The organism is Gimibacter soli (assembly GCF_028463845.1).
Taxonomy (GTDB): domain Bacteria; phylum Pseudomonadota; class Alphaproteobacteria; order Sphingomonadales; family Kordiimonadaceae; genus Gimibacter; species Gimibacter soli.
Map to the genome: position 1 here is coordinate 93,786 of NZ_CP116805.1, position 25,594 is coordinate 119,379.

Here is a 25,594-nt window from a genome sequence, read left to right on the forward strand (position 1 = left end):
GGATCAATCCTTCTTGGCGTCGTCTTTTTTCACGTCATAGCGTTCGAACCAGGCGAGGATATGACCGATCTTCTGCACGAGGTTCGACGGACGCGCGGCGATGCCATGGCTGGCGCCCGGGATCTTCACCATCGCGGCATCGATCTTCCGGTATTTGAGCGCCTGATAATATTGCTCGGTTTCCGACATCGGGGTGCGGTAATCCACCTCGCCTGTCATGATCATGGTCGGGGTCTTCACATTGCCGACATAGGCAAGCGGCGAATGCTTCCAGAGATCCATCGGCTCGTCCCACGGCGTGCCCTTCAGCCAGTATTTGCTGTAGTGCAGGTACCCGTCCGAGGTCAGCGAGAAGGACAGCCAGTTGATCACCGGCTTCACCACAGCCGCCGCCCGGAAGCGGTCGGTATGGCCGATGATCCAGGCCGACAGCACGCCGCCGCCCGAACCGCCGGTTACAAACAGGCGTTCTTCATCGATGAAGCCCTTGGCGATAGTGGCGTCCACCGCATCCATCAGGTCGTTATAGTCCTTGCTCGGATAATCGCGGTCGATCAGGTTCGAGAAATCCTCACCGTAAGAGGTCGAGCCGCGCGGGTTGCCATACACAACCACATAGCCTTTGGCCGCAAATGCCTGCAGCTCAGCCGAGAAAGCCGGGCCGTATGCGGCGAATGGGCCACCGTGGATTTCCAGAATCAGCGGATATTTCTTGGTCGGGTCAAAGTCCGGCGGGGTCACGGTCCAGAACTGGATGTCGCGGCCATCGACCGACGACTTGAACGACAGTTCCTCAACCTTGCCCAGCGTCTTGTGGCCAAGGAGGTCTTCATTGAGCGCGGTCAGAAGCTTCGGCTTGCCGCCCTTGCCGACAAGGGCGAGGTCCGCCGGGCGGTCGGTGCGTTCCATGGTGATGACAACGCCACCCGGCACGGCCACGAACTCGCCGCTCGTGTACGGGCGTCCGATCGACTGGCCACCCAGTTCATCGGTCAACACGCTGCGCTTGCCCTTGAGGTCCACATTGGCGACCAGCGCCTTGCCGTGATCGTCGTAGGAAACATAGAGGCTCTTGCCGTCCAGCGCCCATTCGAAGTCATTGATACCACGGTCCAGATCATCGGTCAGAGCCTGCGGCTTGCCGCCGCTCAGATCCATCACATAGAGCTTGTTTTCGCGGTTGCTGCGGGTGTCTTCATCGAAGCCCATCCAGGCCACGCGCTTGCCATCGGGCGAGATCGAGGGGCGGAAGTCGGGGCCTTTGCGGTCTGTCAGCTGGCGGATGTCGCCGGTTTCCACATTCACGGCATAAAGCTCGGACTCACGGCCCGCATATTCGGCGTCCTTGATGCGCAGGCTGCCGAACAGGATTTCCTTGCCGTCTGCCGTCCACGCAAGGCGGCCGCCGTGCTGATAGTCGCCGGAGGTGACCTGACGCGGGGTGCCACCGTCAGCCGGGATCACATAGATATGGCTGTAGGCCACATCGAAATAGCCTTGCCCGTCACCGCGATATTCGGCGGCTTCGATCACTTTCGCAGGACCTGCCCATTTGGCGCCCTCGGGCTTTGCCGGCATGCCCTTGAAGAGCGGCTTCTTCTCGGCTTCGACATCCATCACGAAAGCAATCGACTTGCCGTCGGGTGCCCATGCGATCTGGCCGAAACCATCCTGCAGGTTGGTGAGGCGGGCGGTATCGCCGGTTTTCAGCCAGCGTACATAAAGCTGGTTGCTGCCTTCTTCGTTCGAGATATAGGCGAGGCGCGTACCATCGGGCGAAAGGCGCGGGCTGCGATACTGTTTCTCGCCCGATAGAAGCGGATGCTGCGCCGAGCCATCAAGCGGCGCGACCCACAGGTTGATCCGCGTGCCATCGGTCATGATGTCGCTGGAACGGCGCTCGTAAACCACCGATTTGCCGTCCGGCATCAGTTGCGGGCCGGCGGCATATTCGATGTTGAACATGTCTTCAAGTTCAATGAACTTGCCCTTCGCTGCGTCGTCGCTGACGGCGGCCGGTGCCAGAATGATGCTTGCAAGAATTGCGGACTTTAAAAGGCGCATGATATCCCCCACATGATTGTTTGGCCCGGAGCCTAGCACCGGGTGAAGGGGTGTCAACCTCGGGCCGCCCGGCCCTGAACCAAAGCTATAGAGGGAAAGAAGTAATGACCGCGAACGGGGATATGATCGGCGTGGGCGTTTCGCTTGTCGTGGCCGCCATCGGCTTCTGGCAGGAGCGTCGCTACACGCCGGGCAAACTGCCCCTGGTGCCGCCTTTTTTCCTGATGTTCACGGGTGCCCTTGGCGCCATCGTCTTCGGCGCCGACCTGATCACGGCGCTCACCGGTGTGACCTGGAGTCCCGGTTTCCAGCGCTGATTTTTGCTGCACAAAAAAAATGCGGAACCGCTCTCGGGGGAGGAGGACGGTTCCGCGCGACACAGTCAGATCAAGGGAGCTAATTTGCTGTATCAGCAATACCCTTATACTACAGTTTGCGTTAACAGGCAGTAAATACGGACAAAAGCCGCTCAAAACTGGGTAAAGGTTCCAGTAACTACTGCCGCGAAAGCACGCCGATTGGGACGAAATCTATTTCGTTTCGCGCATCTTTAAGGCAGCAATAAACGCGTCATGCGGGATTTCCACCTTCCCGTACATACGCATCCGTGCCTTACCTTTCTTCTGTTTTTCCAATAGCTTCTTCTTACGGGTGACGTCGCCGCCATAGCATTTCGCGGTCACATCCTTGCGGAGTGCCGAAATGGTCTCGCGGGCGATTACTTTGCCGCCGATTGCTGCCTGGATCGGAATCTTGAATAGTTGACGCGGAATGAGGTCTTTAAGCCGTTCGCAGAGGGCACGACCGCGCGACTCGGCGGCTGAACGGTGGACCAGCATCGAAAGTGCATCCACGGGTTCGGCATTCACAAGGATCGACATCTTCACAAGATCCGATTCCTCATAAACATCGAAGTCATAGTCGAAGCTGGCGTAACCGCGGCTGACCGACTTCAGGCGGTCATAGAAGTCGTAGACAACTTCGTTGAGCGGCAGGCGGTATTTCACCATCGCGCGGTTACCGGCATAGGTGAGGTCGGTCTGGATACCGCGTTTTTCTTCGCAAAGCTTCAGCACGGCGCCCAGATGCTCGTCCGGTACCAGAATGGTCGCATTGATCCACGGCTCCTCGACATGATCGACACGCACCACATCCGGCATATCCGCCGGGTTATGCAGTTCGATCATCGTGCCGTCGGTCAGGTGGATCTTGTAGATAACGCTCGGGCTCGTGGTGATGAGATCAAGGTCGAACTCGCGGCTCAGGCGTTCCTGGATGATCTCGAGGTGCAGCATGCCAAGGAAGCCGCAGCGGAAACCGAAGCCGAGGGCTGCCGAGCTTTCGGGCTCATATTCGAACGAGGCATCGTTGAGGCGCAGCTTCGCCATGGCGTCGCGCATATGGTCATAGTCGTCGGCGTCCGCCGGGAAGAGACCGCAGAAGACGACCGAACGCGAGGGCTTGAAGCCCGGCAGTGCGGTTTCGCAGGGCTTGCGCACATCGGTGATCGTGTCACCCACATGGGTGTCGGCCACTTCCTTGATCGAGGCGGTGAAGAAACCGACCTCGCCGGGGCCAAGCACATCCACCGCCACACCTTTCGGCGTGAAGATACCGACGCGGTCCACATAATGCTCGCTCTTGGCGGCCATCATCTTGATGGTCTGGCCCTTCTTCAGCTCGCCGTCGATGATACGCACCAGCACCACAACACCGAGATAGGTGTCGTACCAGCTGTCAATCAGCATGGCCTTCAGGGGCGCTTCGCGGTCGCCTTCGGGGGCCGGCAGGCGGGTGACGATGGCCTCGAGCGTCTCGTCGATGCCGATGCCCGATTTGGCCGACGCCATGACGGCTTCGGAGGCATCGATGCCGATCACATCCTCGATCTGTTCGCGCACGCGCTCGGGTTCTGCCGCCGGCAGGTCGATCTTGTTGAGGACGGGTACGATCTCATGATCGTTCTCGATGGCCTGATAAACGTTCGCGAGGGTCTGGGCTTCCACCCCCTGGCTGGCGTCCACAACAAGGAGCGAGCCTTCGCATGCGGCCAAACAGCGGCTGACTTCATAGGCGAAGTCGACGTGGCCGGGCGTGTCCATCAGGTTCAGGATATAGGTCTCGCCGTCCTGCGCCTTATATTGCAGGCGAACAGTCTGTGCCTTGATGGTGATGCCGCGTTCGCGCTCGATTTCCATCGAATCAAGCACCTGCTGTTTCATCTCGCGGTCACTGAGGCCACCCGTCGCCTGGATCAGGCGGTCGGCAAGCGTCGACTTGCCGTGGTCGATATGCGCGATGATGGAAAAGTTGCGGATATGCTTCTGCAGGGTCATGGCCGGTCGGTCATTTCACTATAAGCCGTTGGCGGACAGGCAGTTTCGCCCGCCCGGCAACCGGGGATTCTCATTCAAATCTGTCGTTCGGTCCGGTGCCGCGTCAAAGCGGCAGCACACGGTCCGGCGGCCGGTGGTTGTCCATGAAGGTGCGGATATTGATCAGCACCTTCTCGCCCATCGCCACCCGGGCCTCGATCGTTGCCGAGCCCATATGCGGCAACAGAACGACATTGTCGAGCGAAAGAAGCTTCGGGTTGATCGTCGGCTCTTCCTCGAACACATCAAGGCCCGCCCCGGCAAGCCGTCCGACCTCGATCATGTCGGCCAGCGCCTCCTCGTCGATGATCTCGCCGCGGGCGGTGTTGATGATCACCGAATGGGGCTGCATCTTCTTCAGCCGGTCGCGGTTCAGAAGGTGATGCGTTTCGGGTGTCAGCGGGCAGTTGACGGACACAAAGTCCATGCGGCTGAGCATCTGGTCAAGATCAGCCCAATAGGTGGCTTCAAGCTCGGCTTCCACCTGCGCGGGCAGGCGGGTGCGCTTGTGATAATGAACCGCCATGTTGAAGGCGCGGGCACGGCGGGCGATGGCCTGCCCGATGCGGCCCATGCCGATGATGCCAAGGCGCTTGCCCTGGATGCGGTGGCCCATCAGGAAGGTCGGGGTCCAGCCGGTCCAGCCACCCGAACGCAGGATCTTCTCGCCTTCGAAAATACGGCGCGGCACAGAAAGCAGCAGCGCCATCGCAAGGTCGGCGGTGTCTTCGGTCAGCACGCCCGGCGTGTTGGTAACAACGATGCCCTTCTTGTGGGCGGCCTTCAGGTCGATATGGTCGACCCCGGCGCCGAAATTGGCGATCAGTTTAAGCTTCTCGCCCGCGGCCTCGATCACCTCGGCGTCGATCGTGTCGGTCACGGTCGGCACAAGGACATCAGCGGTGGCAACGGCGGATTTCAGCGCTTCTTTCGAAAGCGGCTCATCCGCCAGATTGAGCGACACGTCAAAAAGCTCCGCCATGCGGGTTTCGACGCTGTCGGGAAGCTTGCGGGTGACGGCGACCTTGGGGCGCTCTCGCCGGTTTCCTGTTTGACTCATGCGGTAAAATAACCTTTTCTAGCGACCTGCCCGCCTCGGGGCTTGCAGCCTGACGTTAAAGGTTGATAGCAGAAGGGGGCGGCGCTTTCAAACGCCAAGAAGCCCAACCGATAGCTGAGGAAACAGGACCTTGAAGCCCGGCCGGATCATCCTTGCGCTCGTGATCGTCGCGAAGCTCATGATGCTGACGCACACTGCCCACGCCGCAGACGTGGGGCCGAGCGGCAATCCCTTGCCCCGTTTTGTCTCCCTGTCGCCTGAAGTCGCCTATCTGCGTACCGGGCCGGGACTGCAATATCCCGTTGCCTGGGTCTATAACCGCCGCCACCTGCCCCTCGAGATCATCGACGAGCACGGCGCCTGGCGGCAGGTGCGCGACATAGAAGGCACCAAGGGCTGGATGCATGTGCGGCTTCTGTCCTCCAAACGCTCGGCGATGCTGGTCGGCAAAAAGCTTGAACTGCACAGCGACCCCGAAGCCGCCTCCCGCGTGGTGCTGACCGCCGAGGGCGGCGTCATCGGCTGGACTCGCCTTTGCCGCGGCGACTGGTGCCGGATGGAGATCGAAGGCACCGAAGGCTGGATTGAACGCAGCCACCTCTGGGGTGTTTACCCGGAAGAAACACTGGAATAACAGCAGCCTGCATCGGCCCGCCCTCCCCGGCCGCAAATCCCGTTTGACATGATATGTAAGTTCTTACATAATTTCTTACATAAATCCCCTGAACGGACACCCGAGTCATGACAACGAACGAAGAACTTTTCACTGAACTGGGCATCGGCACCCGGCTCCGGCGGCTGATTGACCGCATGAGCCCCGATGTGGAGCGGCTGTATGCCGAAAGCGGCCTCACCTTCAAGGCCAGCTGGTTCTATGTGATCTATGCCCTTGCCGAGCGCGGCCCGATGCCGATGGGCGAGATTGGCGCGCTCGCCGGCTTCACCCATTCGGCGGTGAGCCAGACAGTGAAGAAGCTGATGTCGCTTGGCCTGATCGATACCGAAACGGCAGACGACGCCCGCCAGAAACTGGTGCGGCTGACTACAAAGGGCGAGGCCCTTGTCGCCAAAAGCCGCCCGATGTGGGATGCGGTGGAAGCTGCCGTGAAGGATGTGATCGCCGAGACCGGTTTCGATTTCCTTGGTGCCGTTACCGCGATGGAAGCCGCGCTCAAATCCAAGGGCCTGCACGCCCGCATCAGCGAGAAGCTGGCCGACGCCGCACCCCCGGCCTTCGAGATCGTCCCCTATGATGTTGCCTACCGGCAGGCCTTCTATGACCTGAATGCCGAATGGGTGAGCAAATGGTTCGTGATGGAGCCAGTGGATGAAGCCGTGCTTTCGGACCCCGAAGGCACGATCCTTTCGAAAGGCGGCGAGGTTTTCTTCGCGGTCGTCGGCGGCAAGGCCCTTGGCACCGTGGCGCTGAAGCCGATGCCGAAGGAAACATACGGCGAAGGCGCTTTCGAGCTGACCAAGCTTGGCGTTTCGCCCGAGTATCGCGGCGGCGGCATGGGCAAGGCGCTGTGCGAGGAAACCATCCGGCGCTTCACGGCGCGCGGCGGGCGGCTCCTGTTCCTGGAGACAAACACCGTGCTGCAGCCCGCCATCCGGCTTTATGAAAAGCTCGATTTCGTGGCGATGGCCCCGATGATCCCGAGCCCCTACGAGCGCGCCAACTATTATATGGAATGGCGCGGCAGCCCGGCCTTCCGAGGTGAGAAGGCCGCGTGACATGAGTGATATCTGCCTCACCGGCTGGAACCCTGAATACAGATCGGCCTTCTTTGATATCAATATCGCGTGGCTCGAAGAGCATTTCACGGTGGAGCCCAAGCACCGCGCCGTTCTTTCGAATCCGGAAGGCGAAATCCTTGCGGGCGGCGGCGAGGTTTTCTTCGCGCTCAAGGACGGGGTCGCCGTCGGCACCGTGGCGGTGCGCGCCGATGGTGGCGGCGTGTATGAATTGACCAAGCTTGGCGTCACCCCTGCCGCACGCGGGCTGGGCCTCGGGCGGTTGCTGTGCCAGGCGGTGATCGATTGGTTCCGCGCACAGGGCGGCACACGGCTTTATCTCGAAACCCACACCAAGCTCACCGCCGCCCTGCATCTGTATGAAGCGCTCGGCTTCGTTGCCGGCACCAACCCGGCGGGTGACGCCTATGCCGGCACCGATTGCTATATGGAATGGCGCGGCAGCCCGGCCTCATCCGGTGAGCGGGCCGCCTGAATTTTCTCCCACTGCCGTGAGATGCCATCCAAACGGTGTCTCACGGCATTTTTGTCGCATGGCTGGCCCGGTGCTTTTCGGTTATCATCATGGGATGGTGGCGGAAATCCCGGAGGCAGACGATGCGGCAGGCCCTTCTCCCGACCCTTACGGCGCTGGTTTTCACACTGCCCCCTGTGGCGGCAACACATGGCGGCTTTGACGGCGCGACCCTGAAGGCGCGCTCGGCGGCCCTTGCCGACCGCTATCAGGCCGAACTGATGGCGCAGCTGCAAGCGGCACTCGAGGCCGGCGGGCCAGCCGCCGCCATCGAGGTCTGCGCCGAGGTGGCACCCACGATTGCCGCAACCCTTTCGGCGGAATCCGGCGCGAAGGTGGGGCGTACGTCATTGAAGGTGCGCAACCCCGAAGCCTTCCCCACCACCACCGAACGCGCCATGCTGATCGTGATGGCGGAAGCCCCGCTGGACGCGGCCGGCAAACCGGTCGAGCGCGTATGGGCCGAAGCCGACGCCACGGGCACCATGGCCACCCTGCATTATATGCGCGCGATCCCCCTGAAGCCCCAGTGTGCGGCCTGCCACGGCGAGGCCATCGACCCCGCCCTTCTCGCCACCATCAAGGCCCGCTACCCCGCCGACGCCGCCACCGGCTTCAAGGTCGGCGAGCTACGCGGTGCGTTTACGATCACGTGGCCGAAGGGGATGGTGGAATAACCCCACCCCACTCCGCCGTCACCCCGGCCCCCGAGCCGGGGTCAAGCCCTTCCGCCTGCGCCACTGGAGCCGGATCAAGTCCGGCATGACGCCAATCCATTACACAGGGCAATATCGATAGCCGGTGAAGGCACCATAAATTCTTGTAAGCACCTCCAAGACCGAACTCCCGAAGGCAAGGCAGTAAAGTGCGATTAGTAGCATTCTAAGCCGCGCGTGCTTTCTCTTGGCAGTGACGTAACCCCGATAAGCAGCTTCAAGAACCACAACAGTAACCGCAGCAACAAAAAATATGGGGAAAATCGAAATGAACCAGAATGGGCTGACGTATCCACATTCAACATAAAACAGGACAAAAAAGGAGATGGTCGACAGGATCACACTTCCAAAGGCAATCGCCTTTCGAGCATCACCTCTATACAACAAACTTGCTGACCAATTCAGGAGCGCGATCTGCGCAACATATAGAAATATATTCATTTTTACCCCAACCCATTCCGTCAATGACAGCGTCGGAAATGGCATAGAGTCAAACAAAAAGGGGCACCAAGCGGCGCCCCTTTTGTCGTCTCTGTATCTGGTCAGGCGATCAGTCGCCTTCCATGATCCGGTTCACGAGCTGCTTCACGGTGGGCACGAAGCCGTTCGAATAGAAGGGGTCTTCGGCGAAGCGGAAGGCATTGTGGCCGGCGAAAACGAGGTTGTTTTCAACACTGCCGCCGTGGGCCACGTCATCCAGCGTCTTCTGGATGCAGAAGCTGCGCGGATCGGCAAGGCGGCCGGTCGAATGCTTTTCGTTATCCGCCCAGCTGGAGAAACGGCACTGCGACAGGCAGCCCACGCAGTCGGCCTGGTCCTTGCGGATTTCGCCGGCCTTGTCGCCCGTCACGAAGATCAGGCTGTCGTCCGGGGTTTTCATCACGCGGTCGAAGCCGGCTTTCAGCCATTCCATTACGCTATGCTCGTCCGACTTCCGGAAGAAATAGCGTTTGCGGTCAATGGTCATTTCGGTATCGAAATCATTGTCCTGGGTGGCGCGGAAGTTCACCTGACGGCGGGAACGCTCCACCAGCTCGCCAAGGAAGCTGTTCTTGATCGCGCTCGAGAAGAAGCCGGTCGGGCTGAAGTTCTGCAAGAGCACATCGCCGGGTTTCAGCGACATCAGCTTCTGCTTCCACTTGTCGGAAATCGGGCTTTCCTTGGTGAGAAGCGGCCGGGTGCCGAACTGGAACATCACCGGGCCGATTTCCTTGTTATCGATCCAGTGGTCCCATTCCTTCAGGTTCCACACGCCGCCCGCCATGATGATCGGCACATGATCGAGGCCGAGCTCGCGCATGATGCGGCGCAGTTCCGCCACGCGCGGGTACGGATCACCGGGTTTCGTGGGGTCTTCGGCGTTCGAGAGGCCGTTATGGCCGCCGGCAAGCCACGGGTCTTCATAAACGACACCACCCAGAAGCTCGGACACGTTTTTATAGGCGCGTTTCCAAAGCGCGCTGAAGGCGCGGCCCGAAGAAACGATCGGATAATAATGGACGCCGTATTTGGCGGCGAGTTCGGCGAGTTTGTAGGGCATGCCTGCCCCGCAGGTGACGCCGTGCACCATATCCTTGGTTTTCTCGAGGATGCCATGCAGCGCGCGCTGCGCACCGCCGAGTTCCCACAGCATGTTGATATTGATCAGGCCCTGCCCGTTCGAAATATCCCACGCCTTGCGGATCTGGTCGATCGTGCCCTTGATCGAGAAATCGACCATTTCGTCGTGGCGCTCGGCGCGGGTGCGGCCCTTGTAATCGTGGGGCACCACATTGCCATGCGCGTCATACTGATCGGCGATCACCGCCGAGATGGTGCCAACGCCGCCAGCGGCCGCCCACGGGCCGGAGCTCGCGCCGGTCGAAATCGCGACACCCTTGCCGCCTTCGATCAGCGGCAGCACTTCCTTGCCACCGAGGCGAATGGAATCGATAGAAAAGCTCATCCAACTCTCTCCCTAGTCGGCGCAACCCTACACGCGCCGCCCCCCTTAAGAAAGGAAAACCGGCACGGAGCATTATACCCCATGCCGGTTTCCAAAAGCTCAACGAAAGTCTTTGGCCAAAACCAAAGGCTTAGTCACGGTCACGGCGCGGACGACGCTCGCCGCGGTCGCCACGATCACCACGGTCGCCCGAAGGGGCAGCCTTGGCCGGACGCGCGTTCGGGTCTTCTTCGCCGGTTTCCTGATTCACGACACGCATGGAAAGGCGAACCTTGCCCTTGCCGTCGATCTCGAGGCACTTGACGTAAACCATGTCGCCTTCGTTCACCACATCGGTGACCTTCTCGACACGGTCTTCCTTCAGTTCCGAGATATGGACGAGGCCGTCGCGGCTGCCCATGAAGTTGACGAAGGCGCCGAATTCCATAATGCGGACGACTTTGCCGTGATAGATCTTGCCGACTTCGGGCTCAGCCACGATGCCGATGATCCAGTTTTTCGCGGCTTCGATCTGTGCAGCGTCCGAAGAGGCAATCTTGATGGTGCCGTCGTCTTCGATATTCACCTTGGCGCCGGTGACTTCCACGATCTCGCGGATCACCTTGCCGCCGGTGCCGATCACTTCACGGATCTTGTCGGTCGGGATCTTCATGGTCTCGATGCGCGGGGCGTGAGCCGAAAGCTCGCCGCGGGCACCGGTGAGGGCCTTGCTCATCTCGGCAAGGATATGGGCACGGCCGCCAGCTGCCTGGTTGAGCGCGACTTCCATGATTTCCTTGGTGATGCCGGTGATCTTGATGTCCATCTGCAGGGCAGTGATGCCCGCGTCCGTACCGGCTACCTTGAAGTCCATGTCGCCGAGGTGATCTTCGTCACCCAGGATATCGGAGAGAACCGCGAAACGGTCGCCTTCCTTGATGAGGCCCATGGCGATACCCGAAACCGGACGGGTGATCGGCACGCCGGCATCCATCATCGAGAGCGAAGCACCGCAAACGGATGCCATCGAGGACGAACCGTTCGATTCGGTGATTTCCGACACGATACGGATCGTGTAGGGGAAGGCTTCCTTCTCGGGGAGCACTGCCTGAACAGCGCGCCATGCGAGCTTGCCGTGGCCGATTTCGCGGCGACCGGCGCCGCCCATGCGGCCGCACTCACCCACCGAGTAGGGCGGGAAGTTATAGTGCAGCATGAAGGCCGAGCGGTAGCTGCCTTCAAGTGCGTCGATGATCTGCTCGTCTTCGCCGGTGCCGAGGGTGGCAACCACGAGGCCCTGCGTTTCACCGCGGGTGAAGAGCGCCGAACCGTGGGTACGCGGCAGGATACCGACTTCGGAAACGATCGGGCGAACCTGATCGAGATCGCGGCCGTCGATACGCTTCTTGGTGTCGAGGATCGAGTTACGAACGATATCGCTCTCGAGCGCTTTGAGGAGATCGCCGACAACGGTTGCCGAAAGGGCATCGTTCGATTCGATCTCTTCGGCGAGGTCCGCGAAGACTTTCTCTTTCGCAGCCTTGATCGCCTTCACGCGGTCCTGCTTGGTGATGATGCCGTAAGCGGCACGGAGATCAGCTTCGGCAACCGATTTGATGCGCGCGACAACAGCCGACAGGTCAGCCGGTTCCGGCAGTTCCCACGGGTCTTTGGCGGCAGCTTCAGCAAGCTCGATGATCGCATTGATCACCGGCTGCATTTCGGCGTGACCGAACATGACGGCGCCGAGCATGACTTCTTCGGAAAGCTCTTTTGCTTCCGATTCCACCATCAGAACGGCTTCCGAAGTACCGGCAACCACAAGCTCGAGGTCGCTTTCTTTCACTTCTTCGGTCGTCGGGTTCAGGATGTATTTGCCATCCTTGTAACCAACCTTGGCACCAGCAATCGGGCCCATGAACGGCAGGCCGGAAAGGGTGAGGGCAGCAGACGCGCCAACCATGGCGACGATGTCGCTGTCGTTTTCAAGGTCGTGGCTGAGCACGGTGCAGACAACCTGCACTTCGTTCTTGAAGCCATCGATGAAAAGCGGGCGGATCGGGCGGTCGATGAGGCGCGACACGAGGGTTTCTTTCTCGGTCGGACGGCCTTCGCGCTTGAAGAAGCCGCCGGGGATCTTGCCGGCAGCGAAGTATTTTTCCTGGTAGTTTACCGTGAGCGGGAAAAAGTCCTGCCCCGGCTTCATCGATTTGGCACCGACAACGGTGCAGAGGACGGTGGTGTCGCCATAGGTCGCCATAACGGCGCCATCGGCCTGGCGAGCAACATGGCCGGTTTCCAGAACGAGCTTGCGACCGCCCCAGGTGATTTCTTTGCGATGAATGTTGAACATTGTCTAACCTCTGTTGGACCGACCGGGCTTAAAACATTCCTCGACCGGCAGGTCCTGGCATGGCCCCTTGACCATACCCCGCTTCATTTGAACCCCGGGTGCCGCTAAGGGGCGGCATGTTTTCCGGGCGCGAGGTCCGGCTTATGCCGGACGATTTTGACGGCCCTGTTACAGACAAGGGCCTGAGGGATGCCTTCGATGTAAAGGCGCGAAGGGCCGGCCCGTTTTGCGGTGCCGGCCCTTCGGTATTTCGGGCTTACTTGCGGAGGCCGAGACGGGCGATCAGCTTGGTGTAGCGATCTTCGTCGGTCTTCTTGAGGTAAGCGAGCAGCGAACGGCGCTCGTTGACCATCTTCAGGAGACCACGACGCGAGTGGTGGTCTTTTTTGTGATCCTTGAAGTGTTCGGTCAGGTTCGAAATACGCTCGGAAAGGATGGCAACCTGGATTTCCGGCGAGCCGGTATCGTTTGCGTTGCGACCGAATTCCTTGACGAGTTCCTGCGTGCGTTCAGTAGTAATCGACATCGGGGTCTCCTTTATAAAGACTAGAGATTGAACACCCTTTCCAGCACCATGAGACCCTGCGCCGCCGTAGCAAGCGCCAGCGGTGTACCGCCATAGGTCAGGACATGGAGCCCGGAAAGGTGCCCGGACACGCGGATCTGCTGGCCGCATCTGATGCGATCAGCCTCCGCTTCGCTCACGGCAAGCGCCGGGATGTCGTCCAGCGCCGTCATGATCGAAAGGACATAGTCCGAGGCGGGCGCACTATGCCCGAGCTCGGTCAATTTTTCCAGCGAAATTGCGCTTTCCAGCGAAAAGGGCCCGACCCGTGTACGGCGCAGCGCACCAAGGTGCCCATGCCCGCCAAGGGCGCGGGCAATATCGCGGCCAAGCGCGCGGATATAGGTGCCCTTGCCGCAGGTCACGGAAAGCATCGTCTCGCCCTTCTCCGCATTGTGGGAGACAAGCGTAAGTGCATGAATTTCCACGGTGCGCGAGGGCATTTCGACCTCTTCACCGGCCCGCACACGGGCATAGGCCCGCTCGCCATCGATCTTGATCGCGCTATAGGCGGGCGGTACCTGCGTGATGCTGCCGGTGAAGCGTGGCAGAATGGCGGCAATCTCGGCTTCCGCCGGGCGCACGTCGTTCGAGGCCGTCATTTCGCCTTCAAGGTCATCGGTGGAGGTTTCAGCCCCCCAGCGGATGGTGAAGTCATAGTCCTTGGAGGCATCGACGATATAGGGCATCGCCTTCGTCGCCTCGCCCATGCCGATGGGCAGGATGCCGGAGGCGAGCGGATCAAGCGTGCCGCCGTGGCCGATCTTCTGGGCGTTCGTAATGCGCCGCACGGCGGAAACCGCCTGTGTGCTCCCGAGCCCGAGGGGCTTGTCGAGAATCACCCAGCCGTTGACGACTTCGCCTTTCTTGCGTCGTGCCAAGGCTTATTCTTCGCCTTCTTCTGCGTCTTCACCCGGGTGAAGATCGCGGGCAACGCGGGGATCGCGCAGGAGGGCGTCGATATGGCCGGCCTCATCGAAGCTTTCGTCGATCATGAAGCGCAGCTCGGGCATATATTTCATCACCAGCGCATGGCTGATCTGGCCGCGCAGATAATGGCTGTGTCGGTTGAGCGCCTTCACCACCTTGCCGTCGGCGTCGCCGCCCAATGGCATCACGAAGATATTGGCGTGGCGCAGATCGGGGCTGACGCGCACTTCGGTCACGGTGATCGACTTGCCTTTCAGGTCATCATCCATCACTTCGCCGCGGGCGAGGACTGCTGACAGCGCATGGCGGACGTTTTCGCCCACGCGCAACAGGCGCACGCTCGGCTCACTGTTTTTGTTTTTCTGTTTTTTCATGGTTTTTCACCGGCATACAAAAAAGTCATGCCGGACCTGATCCGGCATCCAGTCTTGCTACAAGGTCTGGACCCCGGGCCGAACCCGGGGTGACATATTTTCTATCAGAGCGTCCGCTCGATCTCGATCAGTTCGTAGACCTCGAGGAAGTCACCAGCGCGCATGTCCTGGAAGTTTTCGAAGGTAAGGCCGCATTCCTGACCCGAGCCCACTTCCTTGACGTCGTCCTTGAAGCGGCGGAGGTTGTCGATCTCGCCTTCGTAAACGATGACATCATCGCGCAGGATACGGGCCTTGGCGTCGCGCTTGATCGTCCCTTCGACGACAAGACAGCCTGCAGCTTTGCCGGACTTGCCAGCCTGGAACACGTCGCGGATCTCGGCGCGGCCGATGATCTTCTCGTCGAATTCCGGACCAAGCTCGCCAGCCATGGCGGCTTTCACGTCGTCGATCAGGTGATAGATCACCGAATAATATTTGATCGCCACGCCGTCATGCTCGGCCAATTCGCGGGCCTGCTTGTTCGGGCGTACGTTGAAGCCGATAACCAGCGCGTTCGAAGCGTGCGCCAGCGTGATATCGGTTTCGGTGATACCACCGACCGCACCGTGCAGAACGCGGCAACGGATCTGGTCGTTACCGGCCTTTTCAAGCGCCTGGGTGATCGCTTCGACCGAGCCCTGCACGTCGCCCTTGAGGACAACGTCGAAGGTCATGGTCTCGTTCGATTCCTTCAGCTGGCTGAACATGGATTCGAGCGTCTTCGGTGCGGCGGCTGCGGCCTGACGTTTCTGGCGCAGATGTGCCTGACGGTAGCTCGTGATCTCGCGGGCACGGGCTTCGCTTTCAACAACCGAGAAATCATCGCCCGCACCCGGCGTGCCTTGCAGACCAACCACTTCAACCGGCTGGCTCGGGCCTGCCGTTTCGACCTGATCGCCGCGATCGTTGACGAGCGCACGGACACGGCCCCACTCGGGACCAGCCACGAAGATGTCGCCCTGACGGAGCGTACCGCGCTGGACGAGTACCGTTGCGACCGAGCCACGGCCCTTGTCGAGCTTGGCTTCCACAACCACGCCTTCGGCGGTGCGGTTCGGGTTGGCCTTCAGCTCCAGGATTTCGGCCTGCAGAATGATGGCTTCCTTCAGCTTGTCGAGGCCGGCGCCGGTCTTGGCCGACACTTCCACTTCCTGGGTCTCGCCCGAGAAGGTTTCGACAACGACTTCATGCTGCAAGAGTTCCTGACGCACGCGGTCGGGGTTCACACCCGGCTTGTCCATCTTGTTGATGGCCACGATCATCGGCACACCGGCCGCTTTCGCATGGTGGATGGCTTCAATCGTCTGCGGCATCACGCCGTCATCCGCTGCCACCACAAGGATGACGATATCGGTGACGCTGGCGCCGCGGGCGCGCATCTGGGTGAAAGCGGCGTGGCCCGGGGTATCGAGGAAGGTGATCTTCTGGCCACCTTCCATCGCCACCTGATAGGCGCCGATATGCTGGGTAATGCCACCGGCTTCGCCCGACACCACATTCGCCGAACGAAGGGCATCAAGAAGCGAGGTCTTGCCGTGGTCGACGTGGCCCATGACGGTCACGATCGGGGCGCGGGATTCGAGATCGGCCTCGATGTCGGCGTCACCGAACAGGCCGATTTCAACGTCTGCGTCCGAAACGCGCTTCGGCGTATTGCCGAACTCTTCAACCACCAGCTGGGCGGTATCCTGATCGAGCACCTGGTTGATGGTTGCCATCACACCCATGCCCATCAGAGCCTTGATCACAGCCGTGGCTTTTTCAGCCATACGGTTGGCCAGTTCCTGCACGGTGATCGTTTCGGGGATCACCACTTCGCGGGCCTGACGTTCGGCCGGGCCAGTGTCGACACGACGCTTGTTTTTCATCTGGGCGCGTTTGAAGGCTGCCAGCGACCGCTGACGGGTATCTTCATCGTCGAAGTTGCGGTTGACGCTGAGGCGACCGCGACGACGGTCGTCATCGCTGCGGGTCTTCTTCGGTGCGCCACCCGGCGCGCGCTTGCCCGCACCGCCGCCACGACGGCCGCGCTCGGCTTCTTCGTCGTCACCAGCCTGCTGGCGGGCCTCACTTGCCTTTTTCAGCTGAACGGCGCGTGCTTCAAGATCAGCCTTCTTGCGAGCTTCCTCGCCGGCCTTTTCCTTGGCAGCAGCTTCTTCGTTCGCCTTGCGGGCAACTTCTTCGGCTTCGCGCTTGCGGGCGAGATCGGCGGCGCGACGCTTGGCGTCGGCTTCGGCCTCGGCGCGGTGGCGCGCCTCTTCTTCGTCCTCGGCAGCAGCGTCAGCACCGGCAGCTTCGCGCGCAGCAGCGCGGGCAGCTTCAGCCGCCGCTTCACGCTTCTTGCGCTCGACTTCCTCGGCCTCACGGCGAGCAGCTTCCTCGGCGGCCCGGCGTTCTTCCTCTTCCTTGCGGCGGTTTGCTTCCTCGAGCACACGAATGCGCATTTCATGCTCGTGATCGGTCAACGTCGCATTGGCGCTGGCGTCACCGGCATTCTTCTTCGGAACATAGGCCCTCGGCGCCGAGGGCGCAGCCGCATCCGGGCGACCGGTCGGCGCGGGCGTGGTGCCGGGCGTCAGGACGCGCTTTTTCTTGCGCTCCACGACAACCGCTTTCGAGCGGCCATGGCTGAAGCTCTGGCGAACCTGACCGGTCTCTACCCCTTTGCCTACCCCGAGCGTGCGTCCGGTGAGGGTCAGTTTCTTGTCGTCGCTCATATTAACCTTCGTTCCCTTGTGCTTCACAAGACTGCGGCTTGACGCCGCGCATGCCATTCAGCCGACCAAGGTCGGCCATCAGTTCGGTCGTTCCACCGCTTTCAAACAAAAGCACATGAACGACATTATCACGTCCGAGCGCGCGGCTCAGGGCCTCGCGGTCGAAAAGGTCCACCACCCCGACATCCCGCCCGGTTACCCCGTCGGCGAGTGCCTTCAGCTTACGGCGGCCATCATCGCCGGCATCGGTTGCTGCCAGCATCATTGCCGGTTCGCGGCCACCACGCCCGGCCTCACCAAGCGCAGCACGTATCTTGTCGGTCCCGGCGAGCAGATCACCCGCTTTCTGGACAAGGCCAAGCCTGTCGAGGCAGCGGCGCACCAGAAGCGCATCGATCCGATCCACCAGATCGGCCGGCACCTGATCGTTCCGCACGCCGGTCTTCAGCGACCGGCTGGCGGCACGGGCAAGTGTGCCTTTCTTCATCGCCTCGGCGATGAGCGGCCCGTCGGCCGAAACCCAAAGCCCCCTGCCCGGCAGCTTTGCCGCCACATCGGGCACAAGGCTGCCATCCGGGGCCACGGCCAACCGGACAAGCCCGCTTGCGGGTGCCCGGTTGAAGGTCAGGATGCACCGCCGTTCCGGGCTATGGCCTTTTGTTGCCGCCATTGCCGCGTGACGCTCCTGCCGATCTTACTCGGTCTCGGCTTCCGCTTCGACCGATTCTGTACCCTCTTCAGCCTCTTCTTCATGGCCGCCGAAAGCTTCCTCGGCGGTGATCCAGCCAAGGGCCACACGGGCTGCCATGATCATGGCCGAAGCGTCGTCCTCGGAAAGACCGAAGGTCTTGAGGATGCCGTCTTCTTTCGAGGTCAGCTCGTCAGCGGCGCAGTAAGCGAAGTCCTCAAGGCTCTTCACTTCAGCTTCACCAAGGGCGACCAGCATTTGCGGGGTCAGGCCCTCGATGTCGGCGAGATCGTCCGACACGCCAAGCGCGCGGCGTTTCTCGTCAGCTTCGGCAGCTTCCTTCTCGAGGAATTCCTGCGCACGGCGCTGCAGTTCGCCCACGAGCTCTTCCTCGAAGCCTTCCACAGAGAGAAGTTCTTCGGGCTCGACATAGGCGATTTCTTCAAGCTCGGTGAAGCCTTCAGCCACAAGGAGGTGCGCCAGCGTGTCGTCCACGTCCAGGGCTTCCATGAAGCGGCGGCTTTGCGCCATGAATTCTTCCTGACGGCGTTCCGATTCCTCGGCTTCCGTCATGATATCGATGGTCCAGCCGGTCAGCTGCGACGCGAGACGCACGTTCTGGCCGCGGCGACCGATGGCGAGCGAAAGCTGCTCGTCCGGCACCACAACTTCAACGCGGGCGCGGTCTTCGTCCATCACCACTTTCGTCACTTCAGCGGGCTGAAGCGCGTTCACGATGAAGGAGGCCACATCGGGCGACCACGGAATGATATCGATCTTCTCGCCCTGCAGTTCGTTCACAACGGCCTGCACGCGACTGCCGCGCATACCAACGCAGGCGCCAACGGGGTCGATCGAACCGTCGTTCGAGAAGACGGCGATCTTGGCGCGGCTGCCCGGGTCACGGGCGACCGAACGGATCTCGATGATGCCGTCGTAGATTTCCGGCACTTCCTGCGCGAACAGGGCAGCCATGAATTCCGGCTTGGTGCGGCTCATGAAAATCTGCGGACCGCGGTTTTCACGGCGCACGTCATAGATGAGGCCGCGGATACGTTCGTTCTGGCGGATATGCTCGCGCGGGATCACCTGGTCGCGGCGCATGATGGCTTCAGCGCGGCCCATGTCCACGATCACGTTGCCATATTCAACGCGCTTCACCACACCGGTGATGATCTCGCCCACGCGGTCCTTGAATTCGTCATACTGGCGCTGACGCTCGGCGTCGCGCACCTTCTGCACAATCACCTGCTTGGCGGTCTGGGCAGCGATACGGCCGAAATCGAGCGGCGGCAGCGACGAGGCCAGGAAGTCGCCAATCTGGGCGTCCGGCTTGTCTTTCTGCGCGTCTTCAAGGCTGATCTGGGTGGCCGGGTTCTCGACCACTTCCACAACCTCGATCACACGGAACAGGCGGATGTCGCCATTGTGCTTGTCGATCTGGGCGCGAATCTCGTTCTCGGCGCCATAGCGCGAGCGCGCCGCCTTCTGGATCGCCTCTTCCATCGCTTCGAGAACGATATCTTTCTCGATCGATTTCTCGCGCGCCACCAGATCGGCGATTTGCAAGAGTTCAAGCCTGTTTGCGCTGACAGCAGCAGCCATCCGTTTCACTCCATCGCTAGAGGATACCGCCTCTTTCCTAGTGCGGTTCCTTCAAGCCCTTGCCAACTGGTTCAGTCGTCGCCTTCAGCTGCTTCCGCAGCCGCAGCGGCATCCGCCGCCTTCTTCTGAACCGCTTTCAAAAGTTCGTCCGTAAGCACCAGCTTGGCCTTGCCGATCTGGCCATAGTCCAGCTCGACCTTGCCTTCGTCCTCGGTATCGAGCGTCAGCGTATCGCCCGCAAGCGACACGAGTTTGCCGCGGAAACGGCGACGCCCGTCGATCTGCTCCATAAGTTCGACCTTGGCATCGAAGCCCATCCAGCGTTCGAAATCCTTGCGCCGCGTGAGCGGACGGTCGATCCCCGGCGAGCTGACCTCGAGGAGATATTCACCGGGCAGTGGATCCTCGACATCGAGAAGGGCCGAAACCTCGCGCGAGATGATCGCGCAGTCATCGACACCCATCGAGCCGTCCGGCCGCTCGGCCATGATCTGAAGGGTCGGCTTGCGGCCACCGCCATAGGTCACGCGCACCAATTCAAAGCCGAGGGCTTCCACCGTCGGAGCAATGAGAGCGGTAATCTTGTCTGCGGGTTCGTTCACCGAAAATAGTCCTTCTGCTTACGCGCTTTCCCGAAGGTGACCGCCACGCAGCAGATATGCAAAATGGCAAAAGTGGGCCTTAGCCCACTTCCTGAATGAAGGTCCATATTCAGGGAGAAGCGGGCCTTATATAACGCGGAGCACCGCACGGAGCAATGGTTTAATTACCCCGTGCCGCGGAATGCTCGGGAATCAAGCGAGATCGGCGATCTCGCCCGCCATCAGCGCAGGAATACGGGCGCTGATCCAGTCAATCGGCCGGTCCCACCACGCGATTTCAAGGAGCCGCGCGATGGTCGCCTCATCGAATCGGTGGCGCGCCACGCGCGCCGGATTGCCGGCGACAATGGCATAGGGCGGCACGTCCCGAGTGACCACGGCGCGGGTTGCCACGATGGCACCGTGGCCGACCTTTACGCCGGGCATGATCAGCGACTGGAAGCCCAGCCACACATCATGGCCGATGACCGTGTCCCCGCGCGACGGTAGGTCCATCAAAAGCCCCATATGATCGGCCCAACGGCCCCCGAGGATCGGGAACGGGAAGGTGGAAGGCCCGTCCATCCGGTGGTTGGCCGGGCTCATGATGAAAGTCGCCCCTTCGGCAATGGCACAGAAGCGGCCGATCACGAGCTTCTCCTTCATCCCCACGTGGCCATAGCGCACGTTGGTGCGCTCGAACGCCTCGGGATTTTCGGCGGCATGGTAATAGCTGAAGTCGCCGACCTCGATATAAGGCGCGGTGATGAAGGGCTTGAGGAAAATGACCTCGGCATTGCCGGGCAAGGGATAGCGGGTCGCCGGATCAGGCGCGTGCGGAAGTGCAGGCATCAGAACACTCTTTCTTTTCGAAAGGTCAAACGGTGCCGGTCACTGCCATCAGATGGCAGGCGGCGGGGTTCCGTATCAGTTCTGGTACTTGTCCATTGTCAGCGCACTCCCGAGATTAGCCGGGAACTATGCCAAGCCTGCCTCCGCAGGTCAACGCGGCAGGCGGCGGAAGCGGAAATAGGTGGCCCGGCCTTCAAGCGCCTTTGCCTCGTAGCGGGTTTCCGGCCAGTCGTCGGGGCGATTGAGCCAGTCCTCTGGCCCTTCGGCGAGCCATTCGAAATCGCTGCGCTGGCTCATCTGCAGGTTCACCCATTCGCGGTAGATCGGGTGATCGGTGCCGATACGGAACTCGGCACCGTCTTTCAGGATGCGGGCAATGTCATCGAGGTTCATCTGATTGACAAAGCGGCGGCGCGCATGGCGCGTCTTCGGCCACGGATCGGGATGCAGAAGGAAAAAGCGCGAAACGCTGGCGTCCGGCAGTTTCCAGATCACATGGCGGGCGTCGTCGCCGTAAATACGGATATTGGCGAGCTTCTCATCCTCGATCTGCGCCAGAAGCCCCGCCACACCATTGAGGTAAGGCTCGCAGCCGATGATGCCGACATGGGGATGGTTGGCCGCCTGCCAGTGCAGATGCTCACCCTTGCCGAAGCCGACCTCGAACCAGATGTCCGTCACTTCCGGCCCGAACAGGGTGAAGGGATCAAGCTTCTTGTCGTCACCCGCAGGCAGCGGCACGCCGATCTCGGGGAGCAGCGTTTCCATCAGGTTGATCTTGCGGGCGGTCAGCGGCTTGCCCTTGCGGCGGCCGAAATAGCGCTGCTCGGGAAGCTGGAAGCCGGGCTTCTGGATGTCATCGGGGTTCGTCATGCGCGCCCCTATAGCGCGTTTGAAGGCGGCTTGGAAGCCTTTCCGATCAGTCGGCGCCCGCCTGCTCGGCGTCTGCCACGGCGTCCAGAAGATCCTTCAGCCGCTGGCGCACACCTGATGCTTCGATCTTGTAAAAGACCCGGACAAGTTCCAGCGTTTCGCGGCGATTATAGCCTTGATCGGCTTCAAAGCCCTCAACTGCCTCATCCGCCATGCCCTTGCGGCCAAACCCGGCGATTTCCTCGGGCATGTCCTCGAAAAACCAGGACGGCGAAACATCAAGCACGCGGGCAATTTCCAGAAGCCGACTTGCACCCATACGGTTTGTGCCGCGTTCGTATTTCTGGACTTGCTGAAATGTAAGACCGAGTGCCTGACCTAATTTGTCCTGACTTAAACCAAGCAGTGTGCGCCGCATCCGTACACGAGAACCAACATGCACATCAATAGGATCGGGCATTGCCTCTCCCCGAAATAATTAAACTATTTTTTTTAGATATACCGTTCCAATTACGGTGGTCACAACAGGAAATACGCTGCGTTATGGTTAATTATTTCAAAAAAATGGCATTCGTTACTATTCGTTGTTTTTAATACTTATTTTTCCCCAGTAAATTGCGGCACCCGTGACTAGTGCCAAAAGGGCAGCGACCAGCAGCAGGCGCTGGCGCGTGGGGATGGCGGGGGCGGCCAGCGGCTTCGGCAGGCTGCTATCAAGCACACCCCGCTTGTTGAGCCCAAGCTTCGCGACCGTACGACCCAGGGGGTCAATCACTGCACTGATGCCGGTGGATGCCGCACGCACCAGCGGCAGGCCTTCCTCGATCGCGCGGAAACGAGCCAGCGCCAGATGCTGGTAGGGGCCGTCTGTCAGGCCGAACCAGCCGTCGTTCGTAACGTTCAACAGCCATTCGGGCCGGTCGCTGGCGTCGATGGCATCGCCGGGGAACACGGCTTCATAGCAGATCAGTGGCGACACAGGCGGCACGCCGGGCAGATGCAGCGTGGCGGGGCCGGGGCCATGATCCTGGCTGACTGCGCCTGTGAGGCTCGCGAGCCCGATGCTTTCGAGAAAATCGTTGAAGGGCAGATATTCGCCAAAAGGCACCAGGTGCGCCTTGTCGTACCGGGCATAGAGCGAGGTATCGGGGGCAACGGCGAAGAGGCTGTTATAATAGCGCACCTTTTCGCCGTCGATGTCGTAACGGATGCCGCCCGTGATGGCGAGGGCGCCGGGCTCCAGAAGCTGCGCCAGCCGCCAGCGCAGGATCGAGCCCTGACGGTCGAAGCTTTCGCGTTGCACGGCGGCTTCAGGCCAGATCAGCAGCTTCACATCGCGCGCCACCCCATCGGTGTCGCGGGCGCGGGACAGTTGCAGATGCTGGTCGAAATGATCGTCGATGAGCCACGAAACCCATTTCTCGCGCTGGGGGATATTGGCCTGCACAATGCGGAGCGTGGTTTCATTGTCATAGGCCGTCGGGTTGGCCGACAGGCGCAGGGCGCCGGCGACCCCGACAGCCGCGAGCGCCGCGAGCCCAGCCAGTGTCCAGCCGATCCGCGCGGTATCCTTGCTGCCGTCCAGCCACAGGATCGGTGTGGCAGCAGCAACCAGCGTGATGAAGGAAAGGCCGTAAAGCGTCAACCACCATGCCCCCTGCGCCATGAAGCCCCAATCGGACCAGAGCGACCCGATGGAATGCCAGGGAAAACCGGTGAGCGCCACGGCGCGGACCATTTCGGCAAGCGTCCAGACGGCGGCGAACAGTATGATGCGGGCGGCGCCCTTCGTGCCGAAGCGCTTCACGAACCAGAAGACGATCCCGTTATAGACCGCCAGACCGGCCGCGAGGGCAGCCACGGCAATGGGGGCGGTCCATGCCGGCACGGCGTCCTGCTGCGTGAAGCTGACGCCGATCCAGTTGATGCCGGCAGCATAGAGGCCGAAACCGACCCACCAGCCACGTCCGAACGCCTGTTTCGGCGTCTTCGCGCTGTCGATGGCCATTATCATGAACGGCACGGCGATCAGCAGCACCGGCGCCCAGTTTTCCGGGCTGAACACGCGCGACAGCAAAAGCCCCGCAATGAAGGCGGCAGCCGGCCAGACCGGGCCGGGCCGGGCATCCAGCCAGCGGGCGAAACGCCCTGAGAGCGTCGCCTCACTCATCGGTGATCGGGGCTCCCGGCTTCGGCGCATGGATCCGCACCTTGCGGATGCGGCGCGGGTCGGCATCCAGCACTTCGAAGCTGTAACCGCTTTCGTGCGGGATCACTTCGCCAATATCAGGCACGCGGCCAGCAAGCGAGAAGACAAGGCCGCCGAGCGTGTCCACGTCATCAGCATCTTCTTCGGGCAACAGGTCGAAGCCGAGCTTGTCTTCAAGCGCTTCAAGCTCAAGCCGTGCATCGGCATCGAAGCCACCGTTGCCGATATCGGTCAGCGCCGGCACATCGGTTTCGTCATGCTCGTCCTCGATCTCGCCAACGATCTGTTCGACAAGGTCTTCAATGGTCACAAGGCCGTCGGTGCCGCCATATTCGTCCACGACGATGGCCATATGGGTGCGGCTCTTGCGCATGCGGGCCAAGAGGTCCATCACCTTCATCGAGGGCGCCACAAACAGCACGGGGCGGGAAATGGAACTGACCCGGAAGTCGCGCGTGTCCGCCTCGTCCGCCACCAGTTTCAGCGCGTCCTTCACATGCACCATGCCAAGGATTTCATCGAGGGCATCGCGGTAGATGGGCAGGCGGCTATGACTGGCCGACGAGAAAAGCTTGATCAGGTCATCGAAGCCCACGGACGCCGAAACACCAACGATATCGGCGCGCGGCACCATGATGTCCTCAACCATCAGGGCGCTGTAATCTAGCACATTGAAAAGCATCGTCCGCTCGGCCTCGCCAAGGGCCGGGGCATCGGAATCTTCCTCATGCTCTTCAAGCGCCTCTTCAAGGCTTTCGCGCAGCGTTACTTCATTGCCGCGCCCGAATAGGCCACGCCAGAAGGCCGCAATGCTGCTTTCCTGTCGTTCCGGTTTCTCAGTCATGGATCAGTTCAACTTCATAGGGGTCGGCAATGCCGAGGTGGGCGAGGATATCGCGCTCAAGCGATTCCATCACTTCGGCCTCCTCGTCGTCGATATGGTCGTGGCCCGCCAGATGCAGCGTGCCGTGAACCACAAGGTGGGTGAGATGGTCGGCAAGGGTCTTGCCCTGCTCTTCGGCCTCGCGGGAGACAACCCCCCAGGCGAGCGTCATGTCGCCCAGCATCAGGGGCGGTCCGCCGGCGGCCGCAAACTCGGCGGCGTCCTCGATCTCGTCGGGTTCCACACCGGGGAAGGAAAGGACGTTCGTCGACTTGTCCTTGTCGCGGTAGTCGCGGTTCAGGCTGCGCTGGTCTTCATCATCCGTGAAAACCATCGAAAGCTCGGCGGGTACTGCAAGGATATCCACGCCGCCATCGTCGGCCTCGGCCTTCAGGGCGGCTGTCACCGCGCGCATGGCCATGGCCTCAAGGCCGCCGATCGTCTGCCACGCGTTGTCGCGTATCTCGATGTCGATGGTCAGGAGCGACGGCGAACCGGACGACCCGTCGGGCCG

23 protein-coding genes are annotated in these 25,594 nt (G+C 61.0%); 5 read left to right on the top strand and 18 right to left on the bottom strand.

The genetic code is table 11. The features are described 5' to 3' along the window. Window positions 1-3 precede the first annotated feature (3 nt). On the bottom strand, window positions 4-2,064 hold the full coding sequence (locus tag PH603_RS00420) for a S9 family peptidase (RefSeq protein ID WP_289503940.1): 2,061 nt from the start codon (window positions 2,062-2,064) through the stop codon (window positions 4-6). A gap of 104 nt (window positions 2,065-2,168) precedes the next feature. On the opposite strand from PH603_RS00420, the gene PH603_RS00425 reads away from it, so the two are divergent. Next, a complete protein-coding gene (locus tag PH603_RS00425) occupies window positions 2,169-2,381 on the top strand; it encodes a hypothetical protein (RefSeq protein ID WP_289503941.1) in 213 nt (70 codons plus the stop codon). A gap of 213 nt (window positions 2,382-2,594) precedes the next feature. On the opposite strand, the gene lepA is transcribed toward PH603_RS00425, so the two are convergent. Further along, window positions 2,595-4,400: a translation elongation factor 4 gene (lepA, locus tag PH603_RS00430; RefSeq protein ID WP_289503942.1), complete on the bottom strand. Its 1,806-nt coding sequence runs from the start codon at window positions 4,398-4,400 to the stop codon at window positions 2,595-2,597. 103 nt (window positions 4,401-4,503) lie between these two features. After that, window positions 4,504-5,499: a 2-hydroxyacid dehydrogenase gene (locus tag PH603_RS00435; protein WP_289503943.1), complete on the bottom strand. Its 996-nt coding sequence runs from the start codon at window positions 5,497-5,499 to the stop codon at window positions 4,504-4,506. A 130-nt stretch (window positions 5,500-5,629) separates the two neighbouring features. Here PH603_RS00435 and PH603_RS00440 point away from each other — a divergent pair, with 130 nt between their 5' ends. From PH603_RS00440 to PH603_RS00455, 4 genes are all read left to right on the top strand, one after another. Continuing rightward, complete coding sequence (locus PH603_RS00440; RefSeq protein ID WP_289503944.1) at window positions 5,630-6,133, top strand: SH3 domain-containing protein; 504 nt, start codon at window positions 5,630-5,632, stop codon at window positions 6,131-6,133. Between the two features lie 107 nt (window positions 6,134-6,240). Continuing rightward, window positions 6,241-7,233, top strand: coding sequence for a bifunctional helix-turn-helix transcriptional regulator/GNAT family N-acetyltransferase (locus tag PH603_RS00445; protein ID WP_289503945.1), 993 nt, complete (start codon window positions 6,241-6,243; stop codon window positions 7,231-7,233). A gap of 1 nt (window position 7,234) precedes the next feature. Further along, window positions 7,235-7,729, top strand: coding sequence for a GNAT family N-acetyltransferase (locus tag PH603_RS00450; RefSeq protein WP_289503946.1), 495 nt, complete (start codon window positions 7,235-7,237; stop codon window positions 7,727-7,729). Between the two features lie 122 nt (window positions 7,730-7,851). Beyond that, on the top strand, window positions 7,852-8,445 hold the full coding sequence (locus PH603_RS00455; protein ID WP_289503947.1) for a Tll0287-like domain-containing protein: 594 nt from the start codon (window positions 7,852-7,854) through the stop codon (window positions 8,443-8,445). A gap of 589 nt (window positions 8,446-9,034) precedes the next feature. On the opposite strand, the gene PH603_RS00460 is transcribed toward PH603_RS00455, so the two are convergent. The 15 genes from PH603_RS00460 to ybeY all read right to left on the bottom strand — a co-directional run bounded on the left by PH603_RS00460 (window position 9,035) and on the right by ybeY (window position 25,501). Continuing rightward, window positions 9,035-10,429 (bottom strand): NAD(P)H-dependent flavin oxidoreductase, encoded by a 1,395-nt coding sequence (locus PH603_RS00460; protein WP_289503948.1) that lies wholly within the window; start codon window positions 10,427-10,429, stop codon window positions 9,035-9,037. 130 nt (window positions 10,430-10,559) lie between these two features. After that, on the bottom strand, window positions 10,560-12,761 hold the full coding sequence (pnp, locus tag PH603_RS00465; RefSeq protein WP_289503949.1) for a polyribonucleotide nucleotidyltransferase: 2,202 nt from the start codon (window positions 12,759-12,761) through the stop codon (window positions 10,560-10,562). 256 nt (window positions 12,762-13,017) lie between these two features. Continuing rightward, window positions 13,018-13,287 (bottom strand): 30S ribosomal protein S15, encoded by a 270-nt coding sequence (rpsO, locus tag PH603_RS00470; RefSeq protein ID WP_289503950.1) that lies wholly within the window; start codon window positions 13,285-13,287, stop codon window positions 13,018-13,020. A gap of 20 nt (window positions 13,288-13,307) precedes the next feature. After that, entirely contained in the window at window positions 13,308-14,207 is a 900-nt protein-coding gene (truB, locus tag PH603_RS00475) for a tRNA pseudouridine(55) synthase TruB (RefSeq protein WP_289503951.1), read from the bottom strand. 3 nt (window positions 14,208-14,210) lie between these two features. After that, the gene (rbfA, locus tag PH603_RS00480) at window positions 14,211-14,630 is read right to left on the bottom strand and encodes a 30S ribosome-binding factor RbfA (RefSeq protein WP_289503952.1); all 420 of its coding nucleotides are present in this window, start codon (window positions 14,628-14,630) and stop codon (window positions 14,211-14,213) included. A 104-nt stretch (window positions 14,631-14,734) separates the two neighbouring features. After that, complete coding sequence (gene infB, locus PH603_RS00485) at window positions 14,735-17,389, bottom strand: translation initiation factor IF-2 (RefSeq protein WP_289503953.1); 2,655 nt, start codon at window positions 17,387-17,389, stop codon at window positions 14,735-14,737. Between the two features lies 1 nt (window position 17,390). Beyond that, window positions 17,391-18,059, bottom strand: a complete 669-nt coding sequence (locus PH603_RS00490; RefSeq protein WP_289503954.1) for a DUF448 domain-containing protein — start codon at window positions 18,057-18,059, stop codon at window positions 17,391-17,393. 24 nt (window positions 18,060-18,083) lie between these two features. Then, window positions 18,084-19,682, bottom strand: a complete 1,599-nt coding sequence (nusA, locus tag PH603_RS00495; RefSeq protein ID WP_289503955.1) for a transcription termination factor NusA — start codon at window positions 19,680-19,682, stop codon at window positions 18,084-18,086. Window positions 19,683-19,753: 71 nt separating this feature from the next. Further along, window positions 19,754-20,284: a ribosome maturation factor RimP gene (gene rimP, locus PH603_RS00500; RefSeq protein ID WP_289503956.1), complete on the bottom strand. Its 531-nt coding sequence runs from the start codon at window positions 20,282-20,284 to the stop codon at window positions 19,754-19,756. A 192-nt stretch (window positions 20,285-20,476) separates the two neighbouring features. Then, on the bottom strand, window positions 20,477-21,115 hold the full coding sequence (locus tag PH603_RS00505; RefSeq protein WP_289503957.1) for a CatB-related O-acetyltransferase: 639 nt from the start codon (window positions 21,113-21,115) through the stop codon (window positions 20,477-20,479). A 150-nt stretch (window positions 21,116-21,265) separates the two neighbouring features. Beyond that, on the bottom strand, window positions 21,266-21,988 hold the full coding sequence (trmB, locus tag PH603_RS00510) for a tRNA (guanine(46)-N(7))-methyltransferase TrmB (protein ID WP_289503958.1): 723 nt from the start codon (window positions 21,986-21,988) through the stop codon (window positions 21,266-21,268). 46 nt (window positions 21,989-22,034) lie between these two features. Further along, the gene (locus tag PH603_RS00515) at window positions 22,035-22,448 is read right to left on the bottom strand and encodes a helix-turn-helix domain-containing protein (RefSeq protein ID WP_289503959.1); all 414 of its coding nucleotides are present in this window, start codon (window positions 22,446-22,448) and stop codon (window positions 22,035-22,037) included. Between the two features lie 117 nt (window positions 22,449-22,565). Continuing rightward, a complete protein-coding gene (gene lnt / locus PH603_RS00520) occupies window positions 22,566-24,158 on the bottom strand; it encodes an apolipoprotein N-acyltransferase (protein ID WP_289503960.1) in 1,593 nt (530 codons plus the stop codon). Beyond that, window positions 24,151-25,041, bottom strand: coding sequence for a hemolysin family protein (locus PH603_RS00525; protein WP_289503961.1), 891 nt, complete (start codon window positions 25,039-25,041; stop codon window positions 24,151-24,153). Before PH603_RS00525 ends, lnt begins: the two co-directional genes overlap by 8 nt. Further along, a complete protein-coding gene (ybeY, locus tag PH603_RS00530) occupies window positions 25,034-25,501 on the bottom strand; it encodes an rRNA maturation RNase YbeY (protein ID WP_434783334.1) in 468 nt (155 codons plus the stop codon). The genes PH603_RS00525 and ybeY overlap by 8 nt, the downstream gene beginning before the upstream one ends. Window positions 25,502-25,594: the final 93 nt, after the last annotated feature.

Coding starts and splice junctions, on each gene's coding strand:
- PH603_RS00420 (WP_289503940.1), bottom strand. CDS start 2,064: ATGCGCCTTTTAAAGTCCGCAATTCTTGCAAGCATCATTCTGGCACCG.
- PH603_RS00425 (WP_289503941.1), top strand. CDS start 2,169: ATGACCGCGAACGGGGATATGATCGGCGTGGGCGTTTCGCTTGTCGTG.
- lepA (WP_289503942.1), bottom strand. CDS start 4,400: ATGACCCTGCAGAAGCATATCCGCAACTTTTCCATCATCGCGCATATC.
- PH603_RS00435 (WP_289503943.1), bottom strand. CDS start 5,499: ATGAGTCAAACAGGAAACCGGCGAGAGCGCCCCAAGGTCGCCGTCACC.
- PH603_RS00445 (WP_289503945.1), top strand. CDS start 6,241: ATGACAACGAACGAAGAACTTTTCACTGAACTGGGCATCGGCACCCGG.
- PH603_RS00450 (WP_289503946.1), top strand. CDS start 7,235: ATGAGTGATATCTGCCTCACCGGCTGGAACCCTGAATACAGATCGGCC.
- PH603_RS00455 (WP_289503947.1), top strand. CDS start 7,852: ATGCGGCAGGCCCTTCTCCCGACCCTTACGGCGCTGGTTTTCACACTG.
- PH603_RS00460 (WP_289503948.1), bottom strand. CDS start 10,429: ATGAGCTTTTCTATCGATTCCATTCGCCTCGGTGGCAAGGAAGTGCTG.
- pnp (WP_289503949.1), bottom strand. CDS start 12,761: ATGTTCAACATTCATCGCAAAGAAATCACCTGGGGCGGTCGCAAGCTC.
- rpsO (WP_289503950.1), bottom strand. CDS start 13,287: ATGTCGATTACTACTGAACGCACGCAGGAACTCGTCAAGGAATTCGGT.
- rbfA (WP_289503952.1), bottom strand. CDS start 14,630: ATGAAAAAACAGAAAAACAAAAACAGTGAGCCGAGCGTGCGCCTGTTG.
- infB (WP_289503953.1), bottom strand. CDS start 17,389: ATGAGCGACGACAAGAAACTGACCCTCACCGGACGCACGCTCGGGGTA.
- PH603_RS00490 (WP_289503954.1), bottom strand. CDS start 18,059: ATGGCGGCAACAAAAGGCCATAGCCCGGAACGGCGGTGCATCCTGACC.
- nusA (WP_289503955.1), bottom strand. CDS start 19,682: ATGGCTGCTGCTGTCAGCGCAAACAGGCTTGAACTCTTGCAAATCGCC.
- PH603_RS00505 (WP_289503957.1), bottom strand. CDS start 21,115: ATGCCTGCACTTCCGCACGCGCCTGATCCGGCGACCCGCTATCCCTTG.
- trmB (WP_289503958.1), bottom strand. CDS start 21,988: ATGACGAACCCCGATGACATCCAGAAGCCCGGCTTCCAGCTTCCCGAG.
- PH603_RS00515 (WP_289503959.1), bottom strand. CDS start 22,448: ATGCCCGATCCTATTGATGTGCATGTTGGTTCTCGTGTACGGATGCGG.
- lnt (WP_289503960.1), bottom strand. CDS start 24,158: ATGAGTGAGGCGACGCTCTCAGGGCGTTTCGCCCGCTGGCTGGATGCC.
- PH603_RS00525 (WP_289503961.1), bottom strand. CDS start 25,041: ATGACTGAGAAACCGGAACGACAGGAAAGCAGCATTGCGGCCTTCTGG.
- ybeY (WP_434783334.1), bottom strand. CDS start 25,501: ATGGCCATGCGCGCGGTGACAGCCGCCCTGAAGGCCGAGGCCGACGAT.